Origin of the sequence: Aestuariivirga sp. (genome assembly GCF_047600585.1) — a bacterium.
GTDB lineage: Bacteria > Pseudomonadota > Alphaproteobacteria > Rhizobiales > Aestuariivirgaceae > Aestuariivirga.
The window spans coordinates 1,376,897-1,393,570 of the sequence record NZ_JASGKP010000001.1 but is presented as its reverse complement, the minus strand read 5'-3'; the positions used below and the strand labels follow the sequence as shown (position 1 = coordinate 1,393,570).

Annotated in this window: 18 protein-coding genes and 1 tRNA gene; 6 read left to right on the top strand and 13 right to left on the bottom strand. The window is 64.0% G+C overall.

Annotated elements, in window-relative coordinates:
- Positions 1 to 192: 192 nt before the first annotated feature.
- Positions 193 to 447, top strand: a complete 255-nt coding sequence (locus tag QM801_RS06785) for a hypothetical protein (RefSeq protein WP_415018448.1) — start codon at positions 193 to 195, stop codon at positions 445 to 447.
- Between the two features lie 116 nt (positions 448 to 563).
- Here QM801_RS06785 and QM801_RS06780 read toward each other — a convergent pair.
- From QM801_RS06780 to QM801_RS06770, 3 genes are all read right to left on the bottom strand, one after another.
- Positions 564 to 640 (bottom strand) — tRNA-Asp (locus tag QM801_RS06780).
- A 101-nt stretch (positions 641 to 741) separates the two neighbouring features.
- On the bottom strand, positions 742 to 1,212 hold the full coding sequence (locus tag QM801_RS06775; RefSeq protein ID WP_415018447.1) for a cupin domain-containing protein: 471 nt from the start codon (positions 1,210 to 1,212) through the stop codon (positions 742 to 744).
- Entirely contained in the window at positions 1,209 to 1,652 is a 444-nt protein-coding gene (locus QM801_RS06770) for an iron-sulfur cluster assembly scaffold protein (protein WP_415018446.1), read from the bottom strand. The genes QM801_RS06775 and QM801_RS06770 overlap by 4 nt, the downstream gene beginning before the upstream one ends.
- Positions 1,653 to 1,824: 172 nt before the next feature.
- Here QM801_RS06770 and folE point away from each other — a divergent pair, with 172 nt between their 5' ends.
- Positions 1,825 to 2,433: a GTP cyclohydrolase I FolE gene (gene folE, locus QM801_RS06765; RefSeq protein ID WP_415018445.1), complete on the top strand. Its 609-nt coding sequence runs from the start codon at positions 1,825 to 1,827 to the stop codon at positions 2,431 to 2,433.
- A 68-nt stretch (positions 2,434 to 2,501) separates the two neighbouring features.
- Positions 2,502 to 2,870 carry a phosphoribosyl-AMP cyclohydrolase gene (hisI, locus tag QM801_RS06760; RefSeq protein WP_415018444.1) on the top strand — a complete coding sequence of 123 codons (369 nt, stop codon included), beginning with the start codon at positions 2,502 to 2,504 and terminating at the stop codon, positions 2,868 to 2,870.
- 2 nt (positions 2,871 to 2,872) lie between these two features.
- Here hisI and QM801_RS06755 read toward each other — a convergent pair whose 3' ends face one another.
- Positions 2,873 to 3,307 carry a CBS domain-containing protein gene (locus tag QM801_RS06755; protein ID WP_415018443.1) on the bottom strand — a complete coding sequence of 145 codons (435 nt, stop codon included), beginning with the start codon at positions 3,305 to 3,307 and terminating at the stop codon, positions 2,873 to 2,875.
- A gap of 45 nt (positions 3,308 to 3,352) precedes the next feature.
- On the bottom strand, positions 3,353 to 4,069 hold the full coding sequence (locus QM801_RS06750; protein ID WP_415018442.1) for a rhomboid family intramembrane serine protease: 717 nt from the start codon (positions 4,067 to 4,069) through the stop codon (positions 3,353 to 3,355).
- A 144-nt stretch (positions 4,070 to 4,213) separates the two neighbouring features.
- On the opposite strand from QM801_RS06750, the gene QM801_RS06745 reads away from it, so the two are divergent.
- On the top strand, positions 4,214 to 4,828 hold the full coding sequence (locus QM801_RS06745; RefSeq protein WP_415020901.1) for a PAS domain-containing protein: 615 nt from the start codon (positions 4,214 to 4,216) through the stop codon (positions 4,826 to 4,828).
- Between the two features lie 146 nt (positions 4,829 to 4,974).
- Positions 4,975 to 5,571 (top strand): PilZ domain-containing protein, encoded by a 597-nt coding sequence (locus QM801_RS06740; protein ID WP_415018441.1) that lies wholly within the window; start codon positions 4,975 to 4,977, stop codon positions 5,569 to 5,571.
- A 5-nt stretch (positions 5,572 to 5,576) separates the two neighbouring features.
- Here the strand turns inward: QM801_RS06740 and dnaE are convergent, their stop codons facing one another.
- The 7 genes from dnaE to QM801_RS06705 form a co-directional block, all read right to left on the bottom strand.
- Positions 5,577 to 9,002: a DNA polymerase III subunit alpha gene (gene dnaE / locus QM801_RS06735; RefSeq protein WP_415018440.1), complete on the bottom strand. Its 3,426-nt coding sequence runs from the start codon at positions 9,000 to 9,002 to the stop codon at positions 5,577 to 5,579.
- Positions 9,003 to 9,254: 252 nt separating this feature from the next.
- Entirely contained in the window at positions 9,255 to 10,118 is an 864-nt protein-coding gene (locus tag QM801_RS06730; RefSeq protein WP_415018439.1) for a lytic transglycosylase domain-containing protein, read from the bottom strand.
- A gap of 1 nt (position 10,119) precedes the next feature.
- Positions 10,120 to 10,803: an ABC transporter ATP-binding protein gene (locus tag QM801_RS06725; RefSeq protein ID WP_415018438.1), complete on the bottom strand. Its 684-nt coding sequence runs from the start codon at positions 10,801 to 10,803 to the stop codon at positions 10,120 to 10,122.
- Positions 10,800 to 12,110, bottom strand: a complete 1,311-nt coding sequence (locus QM801_RS06720; RefSeq protein ID WP_415018437.1) for a lipoprotein-releasing ABC transporter permease subunit — start codon at positions 12,108 to 12,110, stop codon at positions 10,800 to 10,802. The genes QM801_RS06725 and QM801_RS06720 overlap by 4 nt, the downstream gene beginning before the upstream one ends.
- A complete protein-coding gene (gene proS, locus QM801_RS06715; RefSeq protein WP_415018436.1) occupies positions 12,107 to 13,432 on the bottom strand; it encodes a proline--tRNA ligase in 1,326 nt (441 codons plus the stop codon). The genes QM801_RS06720 and proS overlap by 4 nt, the downstream gene beginning before the upstream one ends.
- Positions 13,433 to 13,769: 337 nt before the next feature.
- Positions 13,770 to 14,150 carry a RidA family protein gene (locus tag QM801_RS06710; RefSeq protein WP_415018435.1) on the bottom strand — a complete coding sequence of 127 codons (381 nt, stop codon included), beginning with the start codon at positions 14,148 to 14,150 and terminating at the stop codon, positions 13,770 to 13,772.
- Between the two features lie 255 nt (positions 14,151 to 14,405).
- Positions 14,406 to 15,173: a mechanosensitive ion channel family protein gene (locus QM801_RS06705; RefSeq protein WP_415018434.1), complete on the bottom strand. Its 768-nt coding sequence runs from the start codon at positions 15,171 to 15,173 to the stop codon at positions 14,406 to 14,408.
- Between QM801_RS06705 and QM801_RS06700 the strand changes: the two genes are divergently transcribed.
- A complete protein-coding gene (locus tag QM801_RS06700; RefSeq protein WP_415018433.1) occupies positions 15,142 to 15,768 on the top strand; it encodes a hypothetical protein in 627 nt (208 codons plus the stop codon). The genes QM801_RS06705 and QM801_RS06700 overlap by 32 nt on opposite strands.
- Here QM801_RS06700 and QM801_RS06695 read toward each other — a convergent pair.
- Positions 15,720 to 16,667 (bottom strand): small ribosomal subunit Rsm22 family protein, encoded by a 948-nt coding sequence (locus QM801_RS06695; RefSeq protein ID WP_415018432.1) that lies wholly within the window; start codon positions 16,665 to 16,667, stop codon positions 15,720 to 15,722. The genes QM801_RS06700 and QM801_RS06695 overlap by 49 nt on opposite strands.
- Between the last annotated feature and the right edge of the window lie 7 nt (positions 16,668 to 16,674).

The following is a 16,674-nucleotide window of genomic DNA, read 5'->3' as shown; positions in this document are numbered from 1 at the left end:
CAAATTATCGAGACATAACAAGGCTTGAAGATCCAGATGGTGTTCCGTCCCCCGGGATGAGACGGGATGAGGACGGCATTCTTCACGAGATTATCTCATGTCAGCAGGTTTTCCCGCCAGCCTGCACGATCCTTGCTGTGAGCACTCCGGGTGGCGCGCGCCACCTGTCTGTTTGTCAATTGGAGTACTCACATGAACAAGCTGCTCGCTGCCACGGCCCTGCTCGCCGTGATGGCTGCACCGGCTTCGGCCCACAAATTGAAGCCTGGCTGCAATGAAGCCCGTCAGAACTGGCTGAACGGGTCCCAGACCACCTGCCCGGTGAGGATGGGCGAGGCCCGCACTCCGCTCGTCGGGGGCCCGGGCAAGGACACCGGATGCGACTGGGAATATGAAGGGGACGGCTGGGGGGAGTGGGGCAGCAAGTCCCGCAAGGGCGGCGGCTGATCCTCTTCGCCGCTCACGGCATCAACTGAAAAAGCGACAGCAGGCGATCCAAAGGGTCGCCTGTTTCATGAATTGAGCTCTTTGGAAGTCCCAGCGGAGATGCACACTTCGAAAAGTGGCGCGAGTGACGGGGCTCGAACCCGCGACCTTCGGCGTGACAGGCCGACGCTCTAACCAACTGAGCTACACCCGCTGAGGTGGGGCGGGGAATAGAGGGGCGAATCCGGGCTGTCAAGCAACTTCGGTCTGGCTTTCAACCGCCTGAGCCCACCGCAGCCAAGGCGGGCCAGCAGCTCAAACAGGGGAGCCGTCTTTTCGCACGAACTTGTACTTTCCGCCCTCCGGCACCGCCATCATGTCGATGTCGCTGTAGTGGGCGCGTTCGCCCTCCTTGCGTGACCCGACCTCGAGATAGACCGCCTTCTTGTCGGTGCGATTTTGCAGGCAGTGGCCGTTGCCGTTCCCGGCCTTGAAGCCGGCGCACATTCCGGGCGTCAGCAGATGCTCGCCGGCATCATCCACCAGCACCAGCTCGCCTTCGAGCACATAGACGAACTCGTCTTCCTTCTCGTGCCAGTGCCGCTGCGAGGACCACGAGCCCGGTTCGATCACCGCGAGATTGACGCCGAACTGATCAAGCCCGAACTGGTCGCCGAGCACATACTTTGCGCGGCCGATGCAGGGTGCATTGTGATGTGCGGGGTAGCGCGAGCCGCGCCGGGGCTCACCTGTCATGGCGACAGCGGTGGATGGAACCTTGCTCATGCCGGCACCTTTGCTTTCGCTTCGATCTGCGTGATGGCATCGACAACCGCATCGAAGGTGAGCAGCGTCGAGGCGTGGCGCGCCTTGAAGTCGCGAACCGGCAGCAGCGCTTCGCAATCGGCAAAGCGTCCGGTGGGCGGCGGGCCCTCTTCCTTCAGCATCTTGTGCATGGTCTCGCGCAGCACTTTCAATTCGTCTGCGCTGGCGCCGATCACATGCCGCGCCATGATGGAGGATGACGCCTGTCCCAGCGCGCAGGCTTTCACGTCGTGTCCGAAATCGGTCACCACACCATCGCGCATTTTCAGGTCAACCGTCACCTTCGAGCCGCACAGCTTGGAGTGCGCGACAGCCGTGGCGTCTGCGTCGGGAAGGCGGCGCAAGTGAGGAATATCGGCCGCGAGGCCCAGAATCTTTTTGTTGTAAACGTCGTTGATCATGGTCATATCGGTTGCTGCGGGCACCTTGCCGCATGGTCGCTTGGGAACATCTTAGACCATGATATGGGAAGCGAGAATGCTTTCTGAAACAGGGCACCCCTGATCCACGGGCGGCGCGAAGCCGTAGTGTGGCTAACCATTACCGGAAACAATACACGCAAGGTAAACGCCCATGGACGTGAAAGTTCTTCAGAAGCCCGTCGTCAAGCCCATTGTGCGCCCCACGCAGGAGGAAGCGGAAGCCGCTGTCCGCACCCTGCTCGCCTGGGCGGGCGACAATCCCAACCGTGAAGGCCTGCAGGATACGCCGCGCCGCGTGGCCAAGGCCTATCGCGAGTATTTCGCGGGATACGAGCAGGATCCTGCCGACATCCTCAACCGCGTCTTCGAGGAAGTGAGCGGCTATGACGACATCGTCATGCTGCGCGCCATTCCCTTCACCTCCCATTGCGAGCATCACATCGCGCCGTTCCATGGTCATGTGCACATTGCATATCTGCCAAACGGTGGCGTGGTCGGCATTTCGAAGCTCGCCCGCGTGGTCGAGGTCTATGCCCGCCGCCTGCAGACGCAGGAAACCATGACAGCGCAGATCACCCAGGCCGTGCACGAGCATCTCGCTGCCCGCGGTGTCGCCGTCATGATCGAGGCCGTGCACACCTGCATGTCGTCGCGCGGCGTCGGCAAGCCGGACGTGACCACCGTCACCACGCAGTTCGCCGGTGAGCTGAAGACCAACCCGGTGCTTCAGGCCCGCTTCATGCAACAGGTCCGGGGCTGATCCCAGCCCCCTTCCCCGCCTTTCTCCGGGACGTTGCCTCGCTTTGTCTTTGGTGACAAAAGCCGGGTATGTCACACGCCCTTGATGAAACCAGCACCTTCACTCCGGCCTTCGACGGCGCGGGCCTGATCGGCGCAATCGTGCAGGATGCCGCGGATGGCACCGTGCTGATGTTCGCCCACATGAATGCAGAAGCGCTGGATCTCACCCGCCGCACCGGACTCGTGCATTTCTGGAGCCGCTCCCGCGGCAAGCTGTGGCTCAAGGGCGAAACCTCTGGCGAGACCTTCAAGGTCGTGAGCCTGCATGTCGACTGCGACCAGGACTGTCTGCTCGTGCGCGTGACGCCGCAAGGCAAGGGCAACGCCTGCCACACCGGGCGCAGGTCGTGCTTCTACCGCCGCGTGACCGGCACCGGCCTCGCCTTCGAAAGCTGATCTCAGCCTGCCGTGGCGATGTAGGCCTTCATCTCTTCGGCTTCGCGCTCGATCGCCTCGATGCGGTGCTTCACCACGTCGCCGATCGAGATCATGCCCGAGAGCTTGCCCTCATGCGTGACCGGCAGATGGCGGATGCGGTGCGCCGTCATCAGCGACATGAGTTCGGCTTCGGTATCAGCCTCTCGCGCGGTTCTCACCGCCCGCGTCATGATCGCCGAAACCGGCAGATCCAGCGCGGAAGCGCCATCCTTGCCGATGTGGCGGACCACGTCGCGTTCGGAGACGATGCCCTCGATCCGTCCGCCGGCGCCGGTGATGACAACGGCACCGATGCGGCGCTCCGAAAGGATGCGGGCAACGTCAGAGACTTTCGCGGTGGGTGCGGCCGTAATCACGTCACGGCCCTTGGCCTGAAGGATATGGGAGACAGTCATGTGTCACCTCCCTGTTTTGACAGCAGGGTGAGGCTAACACATCCGTCAGGCTTGTGAAGCCTTTCGTGCCGCCAGCACATAGAACATCACGAGACCCGCAGCGAAGCCGCCAAGGTGCGCCTCCCACGCCACAACACCCTCTGATATCAACGCGGTGCCCATGGTCGCCTCGCTTGCGCCGGTGAGAAGCTGCAGTGCAAAAAACACCGCCGCAAAAATGAGTGCATTGCGGTTGCGCAGCAATTCCCCGACGCTGAGCGCGCGCGGCATCTCTCCGCCACTCGCCACGCGCGAGAATCCCGGCGCGTACATGATCGGCATGGCCGCGGCCATCGCACCCGACACGGCGGCCGAAGCACCCACCAGAATGATGAAGTCACCCCAGTAGGGGATGAGCATCGCCGCGGCACCCGCCACCGCCGAGACCGCCATCAGCACCAGCGCCTTGAGGTTGCCGAGATAGCGCACGACAGGCGTGCCGAAGACGAGCAGCCACATGCAGTTCGAGAGCACGTGAAACCAGCCACCGTGGAAGAAGGCATAGGTGACGAAGCTCCACACCTGCGCGCCATAGGGCGTGGCCAGCGCATTCTCCAGCAGCCGCTTCGGGATGAAGGAGAAGGCATAGAGGGTCCAGATCTGGAAATCCTCGCCCATCCAGCTTTCAACGCCCTGGATGAGGAGGAGCAGCACCACGAGCCCCACCACGAGCGGCGGCGCATTGAACATGGGGGCGGCAGCCGGGGGCGTTACCGGTGGCATGCTCGCCTGTGGATGATGGGGAAGATCGTCGTTTGGGGGTGTATCTGGCACGGTGGATGCAGCTTCTACAGCAATTCGTGCAGGATTGGGACAGCCCTTTCGCCCCCCTGCATTAACGATTGCAGGAGCCTGAGATGAACATCGCTGAAAATTCCGGAAACGAGACATCCGGCAGCCAGAATTCTTCACCCCGGAAGCAGGAAGCTGTTCTGCTACTGGGAGGCTCTCCGTGCCGAACGTCCCTGCCCCACCCGCGAGGAATTCGACCTGGGCGAGGTCCGCACCTTTGCTCCGGACCTTGTCATTCTGGAACGCGATCACATCCGCGGCAGCTTCCGCTTGCGCCTTGCCGGCTCGCACGTCTGCGACCTCTTCAAAACCAACCTCACCGGCATGGATGTGCTGGCCGGATGGGACAGTTTCGAGGCCGACGTCATCCACAAGCACCTCATCCAGTCGCTCACCAGCTTCCAGCCGACGCTCTTCCGCAGCAGGCTGACCACCGACAACCGCCAGCAGGTGGCGGTGGAGGCGATCGCACTCCCCATCCGCATGCGGGGCTCAGAGCGCGTCCAGCTGATCGGAGGCTATTTCTCCTTCCGCCCGGCCAACGAGCTCTTCCACGATCGCATCGTCGACCAGGAACTGCTGGCCATCCGTTCGGTCTGGACCGAGTACCAGAGCCTGATGGCGGGTGCTCCGGCCACCGCCAATGCCGACCGCCGTTTCAAAGTGATCGCCGGTGGCCGCACTGTGTGATTTCAGGACATTTTCCCTTGGGGGAGATGTTGCCCCCGGGGTCCGAAATTAACGGCGTTTTTACCCTCAATTATTAACCTCCCTGAATCTGCCGGTCCGACGGCGGCGCCGGCTATTGGGCTGCGGCGCCTGAAGTTGAGGGAACAATGGTTAGCGCTGTGGCCACCGAACCGAACGTCGATCACATCACCAACAAGATGGGATCGACCATCATTTTCGGCCGCTTCATGTTGCCCGACATGACCGAGCATGCCTGCCAGGTCCTCGACATCACCCAGCAGGGCGCCATCTTCATCACCGCCACCCTGCCCGCCACCAATTCCAGCATCGTCGCCTATCTCGAAGAACTGGGCCGCGTGGAAGTCATTGCCGGTGAGCAGGTCGCGGGCGGTTTCCGCGTCCGCTACGCCGCCACGGGCTCGCGCCTCGAGCGCCTGCAGCAGCGCATCGAATGGCTCCGCCAGAAGCACGAGGGCGCGGCAGAAGCCCGCCGCCACCCCCGCTTCGAACCCAAGGACAAGCACTCCTCGATCACGCTGCCCGACGGCCGCGTCTACAATTGCGAAGTGATCGACATTTCCATTTCCGGCGCCGGCATCAGGACCGACATCCTGCCGGCGATCGGCACCTTCGTCATGCTCGGCAAGATGAAGGGCAAGGTCGTACGCTATCTCGAGAATGGCGTCGCCATCGAGTTCATGAAGCAGCTCGAGAAGTCAGACCTCACCCAGGGCGCCGCCTGAGACGTTTACAACTCCTGAACGTCGAGCACGCCCTGAACGGCCTTGAGCGCGCCGCGAATCTGCGGCGTCACAACGAACCTGTCACCCAGTGAGATGTTGATCTCCCGGCCCGTGTCCTCGATCACGGTGAGGCGGACCGGCGCGCGGCCACCCACCTGCAGGCGTTTCGCAATCGACTCCACCGGCTTCTGGTCACGGATGAAGATCTGGATGCCGGAGACGGCCTGCGCTGCCGCCCGCTCAAGGCTCTCCACGCCCAGCAGCCGCAGCTTGATGTCCTCGCCTTCCGTATCGGCCTCGATGCGCGCGATCACTGATGTGCCGGGTTCGAGAAGATCACGCGCTGCCTGCAGCGTGTCTGAGAAACAGATCGCCTCGAACTGCCCGGTCGGATCCGAGAAGCCGATGAAGGCGAAGCGGTTGCCCGCCTTGGAGCGGCGCTCCTGCTTGCTGGTGATGGTGCCTGCCAGCTTTGCCGCCGAAGCACCCCGCGCCTGCACCTTCTCGACGAAGCTCGCATAGCTTTCCACGCCCATGCGGTTCAGCACCTTCGCGTATTCGTCGAGCGGGTGGCCGGAGAGATAGAAGCCCACCGCCTCGAATTCCTGCGCCAGCCGCTCCATGGGCAGCCAGCCGTCGCGCGCCGGGAGGATGAGTTCCTCCGCACCCTTGGCCGCACCACCGCCAAAGAGATCGTTCTGCCCCGCGGCCTGTTCGCTGGCCGCGCGGTTGGAGAGGCTGATGATGCCGTCGATGGCATGGAACACCTGTGCCCGGTGCGGATTGATGCAGTCGAGTGCGCCTGCCTTCACCAGGCTTTCCAGCGAGCGCTTGTTCAGCACCTTGGTGTCGAGACGCTTGGCGAAGTCGCTCAGCGAGCGGAACGGACCGCCCTCCTCGCGCACCTTCACCAGTTCGTGGATGGCGCCGGAGCCCACGTTCTTGAGGGCCGCCAGCGAATAGAGGATCTCGCGGCCCCGCACCGCGAAGTCGACGCCGCTGTCGTTGACCGAGGGCGACACCACGCGGATGCCGTTGCGGATCGCTTCCTCGCGGAAGATCATCAGCTTGTCGGTGTTGCCCATGTCGAGGGTCATCGAGGCGGCGAGGAATTCGACCGGATGGTTCGCCTTCAGATAGGCCGTCTGGTAGCTGATGTAGGCGTAAGGCGCGGAGTGCGACTTGTTGAAGCCGTATTCGGCGAACTTGGCGCAGGCATCGAACACCGCATTCGCAAGCTCTTCCGTGTAGCCGCGCTCGATGGCGCCCTTGATGAAGACGGCGCGCTGCGCGTCCATCTCCGCCTTGATCTTCTTGCCCATGGCGCGGCGCAGAAGGTCGGCTTGGGCCAGGCTGTAACCCGCCATGTCGCGCGCCACCTGCTGCACCTGCTCCTGATAGGTGATGATGCCGAAGGTTTCCTTCAGGATCGGCTCCAGCACCGGGTGCATGTATTCCACCGGCTCCTTGCCCAGCTTGCGGGCGCAGTAGGTCGGGATGTTCGCCATCGGGCCCGGGCGGTACAGGGCGACGAGCGCGATCAGGTCCTCGAAGCGGTCGGCCCGCATGGCGCGCACGGCATCGCGCATGCCCGCACTTTCCAGCTGGAACACACCCACCGTCTCGCCCTGCGCCAGCATCTCGTAGGTCGCCTTGTCGTCGAGCGGAATCTTGCTGATGTCGAAGTCCGGCAGGCGCTTGCGGATGAGCTTCTGCGCCTTGTCGATGACGGTCAGCGTCTTGAGGCCGAGGAAGTCGAACTTCACCAGCCCGGCCTTCTCGACATACTTCATGTTGAACTGTGTGGCGGGGAGGCCCGAACGCGGATCGCGGTAGAGCGCCACCAGCTGCTCCAGCGGCCGGTCGCCGATCACCACGCCGGCGGCGTGCGTGGAGGCGTTGCGATAAAGCCCTTCCAGCTTGAGCGCGATGTCGAAGAGCTGCGATACCAGCGGGTCCTTGTCGCGCTCCTCCTGCAGACGCGGCTCCAGTTCGATCGCCTTACCCAGCGTGATCGGGTTCGCCGGATTGTTGGGGATCATCTTGGAGAGGCGGTCCACCTGCCCGTAGGGCATCTGCAGCACGCGGCCCACGTCGCGTGTCACCATGCGCGCCTGCAGTTTGCCGAAGGTGATGATCTGCGCCACGTTGTCCTTGCCGTAGCGCTGCTGCACGTAGGTGATCACCTCGTCGCGGCGGTCCTGGCAGAAGTCCACGTCGAAGTCGGGCATGGACACGCGGTCCGGGTTGAGGAAGCGCTCGAACAGCAGGTTGAAGCGCAAGGGATCGAGGTCGGTGATCATCAGGCTGTAGGCGACGAGCGAACCCGCACCCGAACCACGGCCCGGCCCCACCGGAATGCTTTGCGCCTTCGCCCACTTGATGAAGTCGGAGACGATCAGGAAGTAGCCGGCGTACTGCATCTTGATGATGACGCCGAGTTCGAAGGCAAGACGGTCGAGATAATCCTGCCGCGACATGCCCGGCGCCATGCCCGCTTCAAGCCGGCGCTCCAGCCCTTCCGCCGCCTGCCGCCGCAGTTCCTCCACCTCGTCGCCTTCGCCAAAGCGCGGCAGGATGGGCTTCCTGCCCTTCACGCGGAAGGCGCAGCGCATCGCCACTTCGACGGTGTTCTCGATCGCTTCCGGCACGTCGGCGAAGAGCGCCGCCATCTCGTCCTGTGACTTGAAGTAATGCTCAGGCGTCAAGCGGCGGCGGTCCTCGGTGGCGATCACCTCACCCTCCGAAATGCAGATCAGCGCATCATGCGCGGCGAAGTCGCCGGGTGTGGCGAAATACGGCTGGTTCGTCGCCACCAGCGGAATGCCATGGGCATAGGCCAGTTCGATCAGGCCCGGTTCCGCGGCGCGCTCCTCCGGCAGGTTGTGGCGCTGCAGCTCGATGTAGAAGCGGTCGCCGAACAGCGCCTTCAGGCGCAGCGTCAGGTCGGTTGCGTGCTGCGACTGCCCCTGCACCAGTTCCTGGTTGAGCGGACCCTGCGGCCCGCCCGACAGACAGATCAGCCCCTCGGCGGAACGCTCCAGCATCGCCCACGTCACATGCGGCTCGTCGGTGTCGGCGACATCGAGGAAGTTCCGGCTCGCAAGCCGCATCAGGTTGGTGTAGCCCGTCTCGTCCTTGGCGAGCAGCACGAGGGATGGCCGCGACTTCAAACCGCCCTGCGGCTTTCCCTGTGGTTCGGCCGTGCCGAATTCCACCTTGAGGGTGATGCCGATGATCGGCTGCACGCCCTTTTCGGCGAGTGCATCCGAGAATTCCAGCGCCCCGAAGAGATTGCCGGTGTCGGCGATGGCGAGTGCCGGCATCTGGTGCTTCACCGCTAGCGAGGCCATCTGCTTGATCGGCAGCGCTCCTTCCGAGAGCGAATAGGCGGAATGGGCGCGGAGATGGATGAAACGGGGTGCGGGCATCAGGTCTTTTCTGTTTTCCCTCCCCCTTGCGGGGAGGGATCAAGGGTGGGGGTTGCGCTGAAGCATGACCACAAGGTCACGGTACAGCTGCGACGTTTCCCGACCCCCACCCCGGCCCTCCCCGCAAGGGGGAGGGAGAATGAGAGTCGGCCTCAAAAGACACTAACGCGACCTTGGGAAAGACGCCAATGATGAGCACCAGTCTTCAACATCTTCCCTCCCCGCAAGGGGGAGGTGGAAGGCGAACATGCATCAACGGCTTTTCATCACCCGGCAGGGGATGCCCGCTGTGCCCAGCTTCGCGCAGACCGTATCGGCGTCGGCCCGGCTGTCAGCCCCCACCATCACCAGCGCCATGGCCCGCGAGCCCCGGGACAGGTTGCGCTTGCGGATCACCATGGGCTCCACGTTGGCGAGGATCTGCGGCGCCCGCACCTTCAGGCGGCGGTACATGGCGAGCGCCTGCCCCTGGCTGAAATTCTGCGCCACGAGTACGCCCCAGGGCCGACGCTTGCCAAGCTGCACCGGCGAACTCGGCGGCGTCTGCTGCCGCATGGCAAGCTGGATGCAATCCTCGATCACGGTCTTGCCCTTCCCCGCCGAAGGAATGGGATGCGCCGCGGAAGCCTCGCGCCACGCCTCCACCTCGCGGCCCGTGATGAAGGCCACGTAGTCCTGCGTTTCCGCGGGCATGCCGCTCCGGCCCGCCTGCCAGCGCCGCACCCGGTCTTCACCCGCATTGTAAGCAGCGGCCGCCAAGCCCATGTTCCCGAACTCTTTCTTGAGGTCGGCGAGATAGCTCGCGGAGGCCGCAACGGCGGCCAGCGGATCGAAGGGATCGGCGAGGCCACGGCGGTCTGCGGTGTCGGGCATGAATTGCGCCAAGCCTTGCGCGCCCTTCGGGCTCACCGCATTGGGATCGAACATGCTCTCCTTCCAGAGCAGGCGGACGAGGAAATGCGGATCAAGCCCGTTCTCGGTCGCGCGCGCTTCCGCCGCCTGGCACACGCTCTGGGCAAAGGCCTCGCGCGACGGCTTGGAAGGTGTTGCCGCATACGGCTGCACGGCTCCGGCCAGAAGCGCCACCGCGAGAGCAATGCCCCGCGCGGGCGCCATGTCAGGCATCCAGAAGCTGGCCGCCGGAGAGATGCACCATCCGGGTCATGCGGCGGCCAAGCTCGATGTTGTGGGTGGCAATGAGGGCGCCCAGCCCCTCCTCGTGGATCAGCCGCATGAACTCGTGATGGACGAGTTCCGCCGTTTCCGGATCGAGGTTGCCGGTGGGCTCGTCCGCCAGCAGCAGCAGCGGACGGTTGGCGAGCGCGCGGGCAATCGCCACGCGCTGCTGTTCGCCGCCGGACATTTCCGCCGGGCGGTGATGCATGCGGTGGTTCAATCCGAGGCGGCCGAGAAGATCGGTCGCGCGCGCTTTCGCCTGCTTCTCCGAAGCACCCGCGATGAGCTGCGGCATGGTCACGTTCTCGAGCGCCGAGAATTCCGGCAGCAGGTGGTGGAACTGGTAGACGAAGCCGATGCCGATGCGCCGCACCCGCGTGCGGGCGGCATCGTCCATCTTCGTGCAGTTCTGCCCGGCGATCAGCACCTCGCCGGTGGACGGCCGTTCGAGCAGCCCCGCCATGTGGAGGAGCGACGACTTGCCGGAGCCGGACTGGCCGATCAGCGCCACCACTTCGCCCGCGCGGATCGTCAGTGACTGATCGCGGAACACGGTGAGCGCGGTCTCACCCTTGCCATAGGTGCGGGTGACGTTGCGCAGTTCGAGGGCGGGCTTCAGGCTCATTCGTAGCGCAGCGCCTCCACCGGATCGAGCTTGGCCGCCTTCCACGAGGGATAGAGCGTGGCCAAGAACGACAACCCGATCGACATCAGCACGATCCAAAAAGTCTGGTTGAAGTCAATCTCGCTCGGCAGCTTGCTGAGATAGTAGAGGTCGGGGTTGAATGGATCGACGCCCGAGAGCCACTGGAAGCCGCGGCGGATGGGCTCGGCATAGTACGAGATCACCATGCCGAGGAGCACGCCGCCGATCGTACCGATCACGCCGATCGCGGCACCCGTGATGAAGAAGACGCGCTGGATCGCACCGGATGTGGCCCCCATCGTGCGCAGGATGGCGATGTCGCGGCCCTTGTCCTTCACCAGCATGATCAGGCCCGAGATGATGTTGAGCGCCGCCACCAGGATGATCATGGTCAGCACCATGAACAGCATGTTCCGCTCCACCGTCAACGCGGTGAAGAAGGCCTGGTTCCGGTCCTTCCACGTCTGCACCATCAGGCCGGGGCCGGCCGCCTTGGCGATTTCGCCCACCATGGAGGCGATGGTGTCGGGCCGTTCCACGGTGAGTTCGACGCCGGAGACGCCGGTGTCGGTGGAGAAAAAGTCCTGCGCTTCCGAAAGCGGCAGATAAGCCACGCCCTCATCATACTCCGACATGCCCATCTTGAAGATCGCCACCACCTGATAGTCGCGGATGCGCGGCGTCGAACCGATCACCGTCTCGGGACCGTTGGGCGCGATGAGCGTGATCGTGCCGCCCAGGCCCACCTGGTGCTTCCAGGCCATGCGCTCACCGATGGCGATGCCGCCTGCCTTGTCGAAGCCCTTCCACGAGGGCACGGCATCCATCACGCCGGGCTGGCCCAGCGCCGTCTGCAAACTCGAATTGTTGAGGCTGGGGAGCTTCTCGATATCCGCCTCGCTCACGCCACGGATAAGAGCGCCCGAGGCGTTCTTGATCGACGACACCATCACCTGTCCTTCCACGATGGGAACGGCAGAGGTGATGCCCGGCACGGCCATCAGCCGTCCCTTCATCGCGTCGTAGTCCTCGATGGGGGTCAGGTCCGGCTGGTAGATCGAGGCATGGCCGGAGAAGCCCAGCACACGGTTCAAGAGTTCGTTATGGAAGCCGTTGAAGATCGACATCACCACGATCAGCGTCGCCACCCCCAGCATGATGCCGAGGAAGGAGAACAGCGAGATCACGCTGATGAAGCCCTCCTTGCGCCGCGCCCTGAGATAGCGGAGCGCCAGCTTCCACTCGAAGGCGGCAAAGGGCTTTGTGTCCGGCAGGGCTTGGCTCATCCGGCCAGGCGCTCCACGACCTTGTCGAGGGCGACGTTTTCGCGCGCCCCCGTCTTGCGGTTCTTGATCTCAGCCACGCCATCCTTCAGGCCGCGCGGCCCGATGATCACCTGCCAAGGCAGGCCGATCAGGTCCATGGTGGCGAACTTGGCGCCGCCGGGCTGGCTGCGGTCGTCATAGAGCACGTCCTTGCCCTTGGCGGTGAGGCCTGCATAGATCTTCTCGCAGGCCGCATCAGCCTCCGCGTCACCAGTCTTGATGTTGATCAGGCCGATGTCGAAGGGCGCCACGCTTTCCGGCCAGATGATGCCGTCCTTGTCGTGGCTCGCCTCGATGATGCCGCCCACGAGGCGCGACACGCCGATGCCGTAGGAGCCCGACTGCAACACCACCATCTTGCCGTCCGGTCCCTGCACCTGGCAGCCCAGCGGTTCGGAATACTTGGTGCCGAAGAAGAAGATGTGGCCCACCTCGATGCCGCGGCCCGTTACCCGGCGGTCGGCCGGCACGCGCTTCTCGTAGTCGGCGGCGTCGTGCATTTCCGAGGTCGCGGCATACTTGGAGGTGAACTCGTCCACCACCTTGGCCACCGCCTCCACGTTGTCGTAGTCGATCTCGAAGGCGCTCCAGTCCATGTCGTGGAAGCCCTTGTCGAAGAACACCTCGCTCTCGCCCGTCTCGGCGAGGATGAGGAACTCGTGGCTGTCCTTGCCGCCAATGGGGCCCGTTTCGGCGCGCATCGGCACGGCCTTCAGGCCCATGCGGGCGAAGGTCTTGAGGTAGCTCACGAACATCTTGTTGTAGCTGTGCTGGCCCGCCTCGCGGGTGAGGTCGAAGGAATAGGCATCCTTCATCAGGAACTCGCGGCCGCGCATCACGCCGAAGCGCGGGCGCACCTCGTCACGGAACTTCCACTGGATGTGGTAGAGGTTCCGCGGCACGTCCTTGTAGCTCTGCACCCCGGCGCGGAAGATGTCGGTGATCATCTCCTCGTTGGTGGGGCCGAACAGCATCTCGCGGTCGCCGCGGTCCTTGATGCGCAGCATCTCCTTGCCATAGGCGTCGTAGCGGCCGGACTTGCGCCACAGGTCTGCCGACTGGATGGTCGGCATCAGCACCTCGATGGCCCCTGCCCGGTCCTGCTCCTCGCGGACGATCTGCTCGATCTTCTTCAGCACGCGGAAGCCCATGGGCAGCCAGGAATAGCTGCCGGCCGCTTCCTGGCGGATCATGCCGGCCCGCAGCATCAGCTTGTGGGAGACGATTTCCGCCTCCTTCGGGTCGTCGCGAAGGATCGGCATGAAATAGCGGGAAAGGCGCATTGGGGAGAATCCACTGTCAGATCTGGGGTCCGCGCCCTTTTACGCAAAAGCCGGGTGGAAACAAGGCGGCCAACCGAATTCTGCAACCCAAGGCTGTTTCGCTCTTTTTTTTGCTTGGCGGCCTCACGCAAATGTGTCTAGTCTGCGCAGCAATCAAAAAAGGGCCGCATGTCAGATCGCATGACATGACCCAGGTCTGGGGAGGGCGGGTCGCAAAAGATCAGGAATGATCTTTGTACATCCGGACAAGCGCCAACAGGGCGCATTAAAAAACAAAAGATACTAGCAGGGGGCGAAAGCCCCCTTTTTCTTTGCGCAGGTGCCTTGCCTCGGGCGATCAGCCTTTGAAGATGGTGACTTCGATCTCGATCTTCATGCGAGGGTCGGCCAGTGCTGCTTGATACGCGGTGGCCGCCGGGCGGATCTCGCCCAGGTACTTTTTCAGGACCGGGAAGGTCTTCTCGAAGTCGCTGATGTCGGGCAGCAGGTAATGCACGCGGACCGTGTCCGCCAGGCTGAAGCCCTCGGGCGTGATCGCCTTCACGATGTTCTTGAAGGTCTGTTCCGCCTGCTCCGCCACATCCGCGGAAATGGTCATGGTGTCGTAGTTGAAGCCGGTCGTGCCCGAGACGAAGCACCAGTTCCCCACAACCACGGCGCGGGAATAACCGATCTCGCCTTCGAACTTCGAACCGGATGAAATGAGCTTGCGGGTCATGGGAACGTGCCTTTCGATTGTCTCGCCGCGGCTTAGGGTCTGTTTGGCACGGGAGTCAAATCAGGCGCGTGTTGGAGCATCTCACACGCCTATCTCTCACCCGTCATTCCATGCGAGCGATGCGGAACGCGTCGCGAGACATGGAACCCCGCTTTCCCTTGGCTCAGCAAAGCTGGGTTCCATCTCGCGCGGCACTGCCGTGCCGCTTGGATGGAATGACGATTTAGGGTGTGCGAAAGACGAGAATGCTCCCCCTCACCCCGCCGGCATCGTGATCCCCGCCCCCTTCAGCGCATCCCAGATGCGGAAGCGGATATCCGAGATGAAGCGGTTCTTGCCCTCGTCGATGCCCGTCACCCAGAAGCCCACGGCGAAGACCGCCCCCTTCTCGCCGAACTCGCGCAACTCCACGAGGGGCACTTCCGGCACGGCGAGCACTTGCGGATGCTCCGCCACAGCCTTGCCAATGAGCGGCGGCACGGCGTGGAGGTCGGTGGCATAGGTGACCGTAAACACCACCTCGTAGCGCTGGCGCGGGTCCTCGTGCGTCCAGTTGGTGAAGCGCTCGGTGATGAACTTGTCGTTCGGCACCATGATCTCCTTGCCGTCGAAGGTGGCGAGGATCGAGGAACGCATGTTCATCTGCTTCAGCGTGCCGGCCTTGCCGTCATCGAGTTCGATGTAGTCGCCGATCTTGAGCGACCGCTCGAGCAGCAGGATGATGCCGGAGATGAAGTTCGATGCGATCTGTTGCAGGCCGAAGCCGAGGCCCACGCCAAGCGCGCCACCGAACACAGCGAGCGCCGTGAGATCGAGCCCGAGGATGTTGAGCAGCAGCAGCCCCACCACGGCGAAGACCGCTACCTCCAGCGCCTTCGCCGCCAGCTCGCGGGTCTGGATGTCGATCGCTTCCTGGTCGCGGATCACCTTCTGACCGGTGGTAGACGAGACGCGCCCGAGCCAGAACAGAATGCCGCCGAACACTGCCGCCTTGGCGATGGCAAGCAGCGAGATCCCGGACATTGCCCGCCTGCAGCGCCAGCCCGTCCAGCCAGGCGGTGAAATCGCCGAAGTAGCCCAGCGCTGCAATGGCCGCGACCGGAAGCCCGATCCAGCGCGCTGCCGCATTGATCACCGGATGGGTGAGGAAGCGCATGATCACCGCATGCAGGAGCCTGATCAGCGCCAGGCTCTGGGCGATGCGGATCAGCCACGACGATCCCAGCGCCGCATCGGCAATCGCCGTCGCCACCATCATGAAGACGACAAAGAGCGCGGGCTCGATCAGGCCAAGGCAGGAGAAGGCCAGACGCTGGTAGCGCAGGAAGCGGCCCTCGCTCGGCTCTTCGCGGAGCAACGGCAAGCGCCCTGTGATCTGCCGCGCCGCAAGCTTGGCCAGCACCCAAGCCGCTATGATGGCGGCCACCTGGGCATAGAACTGTGGCGTCGCCAGCCAGCTCTCGAGAATGGCAAGCCAGTCCCGGAATTTGTCCTGAAGAGAAGCGATGGTCATGGCGCTGCTTTAAGCGGGAACACTCCGGCGATTGCAAGGCAGGCGTGTGACGGACGTCATGGTGTCCAGCGGTCGCCCCAGGAGACTTTCTTCGCCTGCTTGTAGCGTGCCTTGTCGCGGGCCGGCACCGTCACGTCCGAAAGCCCTGTCTCCGCACAGAGCCGCAGCGCGACACCGGTCTTGTTCACCACGGGCGGCGCCAGCACGCGCGCCCCGCCCGCGGCTTCGCCATCGCGCGCCACGACGAGATAGCTGTAGGCCTCGTCTTCGAAGGGAACGCTCGCGCCCTTGGCATGCATGTGCGCCCGCGAGCGCTGCACCCGTTCCTTGAAATGGCACCAGTCCCCGCCCACCATCGGGCACGCTGCGTGATGGGTGCAGGGCGCCACGATCACCACGCCTGCCGCCAGAAGCTGCCGCCGCGCGATGGCAATGCGCTTGAAGCCCTCCGGCGTGCCGGGCTCGATGAGTACCAGCATGCCGCCCGCCGCGCCCCACAGTTTCGCCACAGCATCGGCGATGCCCGTCATCGGCATCTCCGCCAGCACATAAGAGGCGAGAACGAGGTCATGCCGCCCGCCCGTCCATTGCACCAGCGCCTGCTCACGCACGTTCGCCTCCACCAGCGCAGGCAATCCGCTCGCCGCATTCATCTCCTTGAGCAGGCCGGCGAAGGCGGGCGTTGCCTCCACCTGTTCGACCCCTGCGATCTCCGGCCATTGCGCCACTGCGGCCCACCCTGCCGTGCCGGGGCCTGCCCCGATATCGGCGAGCGAACGCGGCGCAAAGCCCGGCCGCCGGTGCGCGACCTCGGCCAGCACCCGGGCATTGACCGCGAAGGTGGCCGGCAGGCGCGTGGTGAGATAGGCCGCAAGGTCGATCCCGGCCGAGCCCTGCCCCGCCCGGTAGCGGGCGGACATGGCGGCATTCGCGGCGGCAAGTCCCTGCCCCCGGCCTTCGAGCCAGGTGCGGACCGCCCCGTCAAGCTCACCCGGGTAAGACATCGCCCAA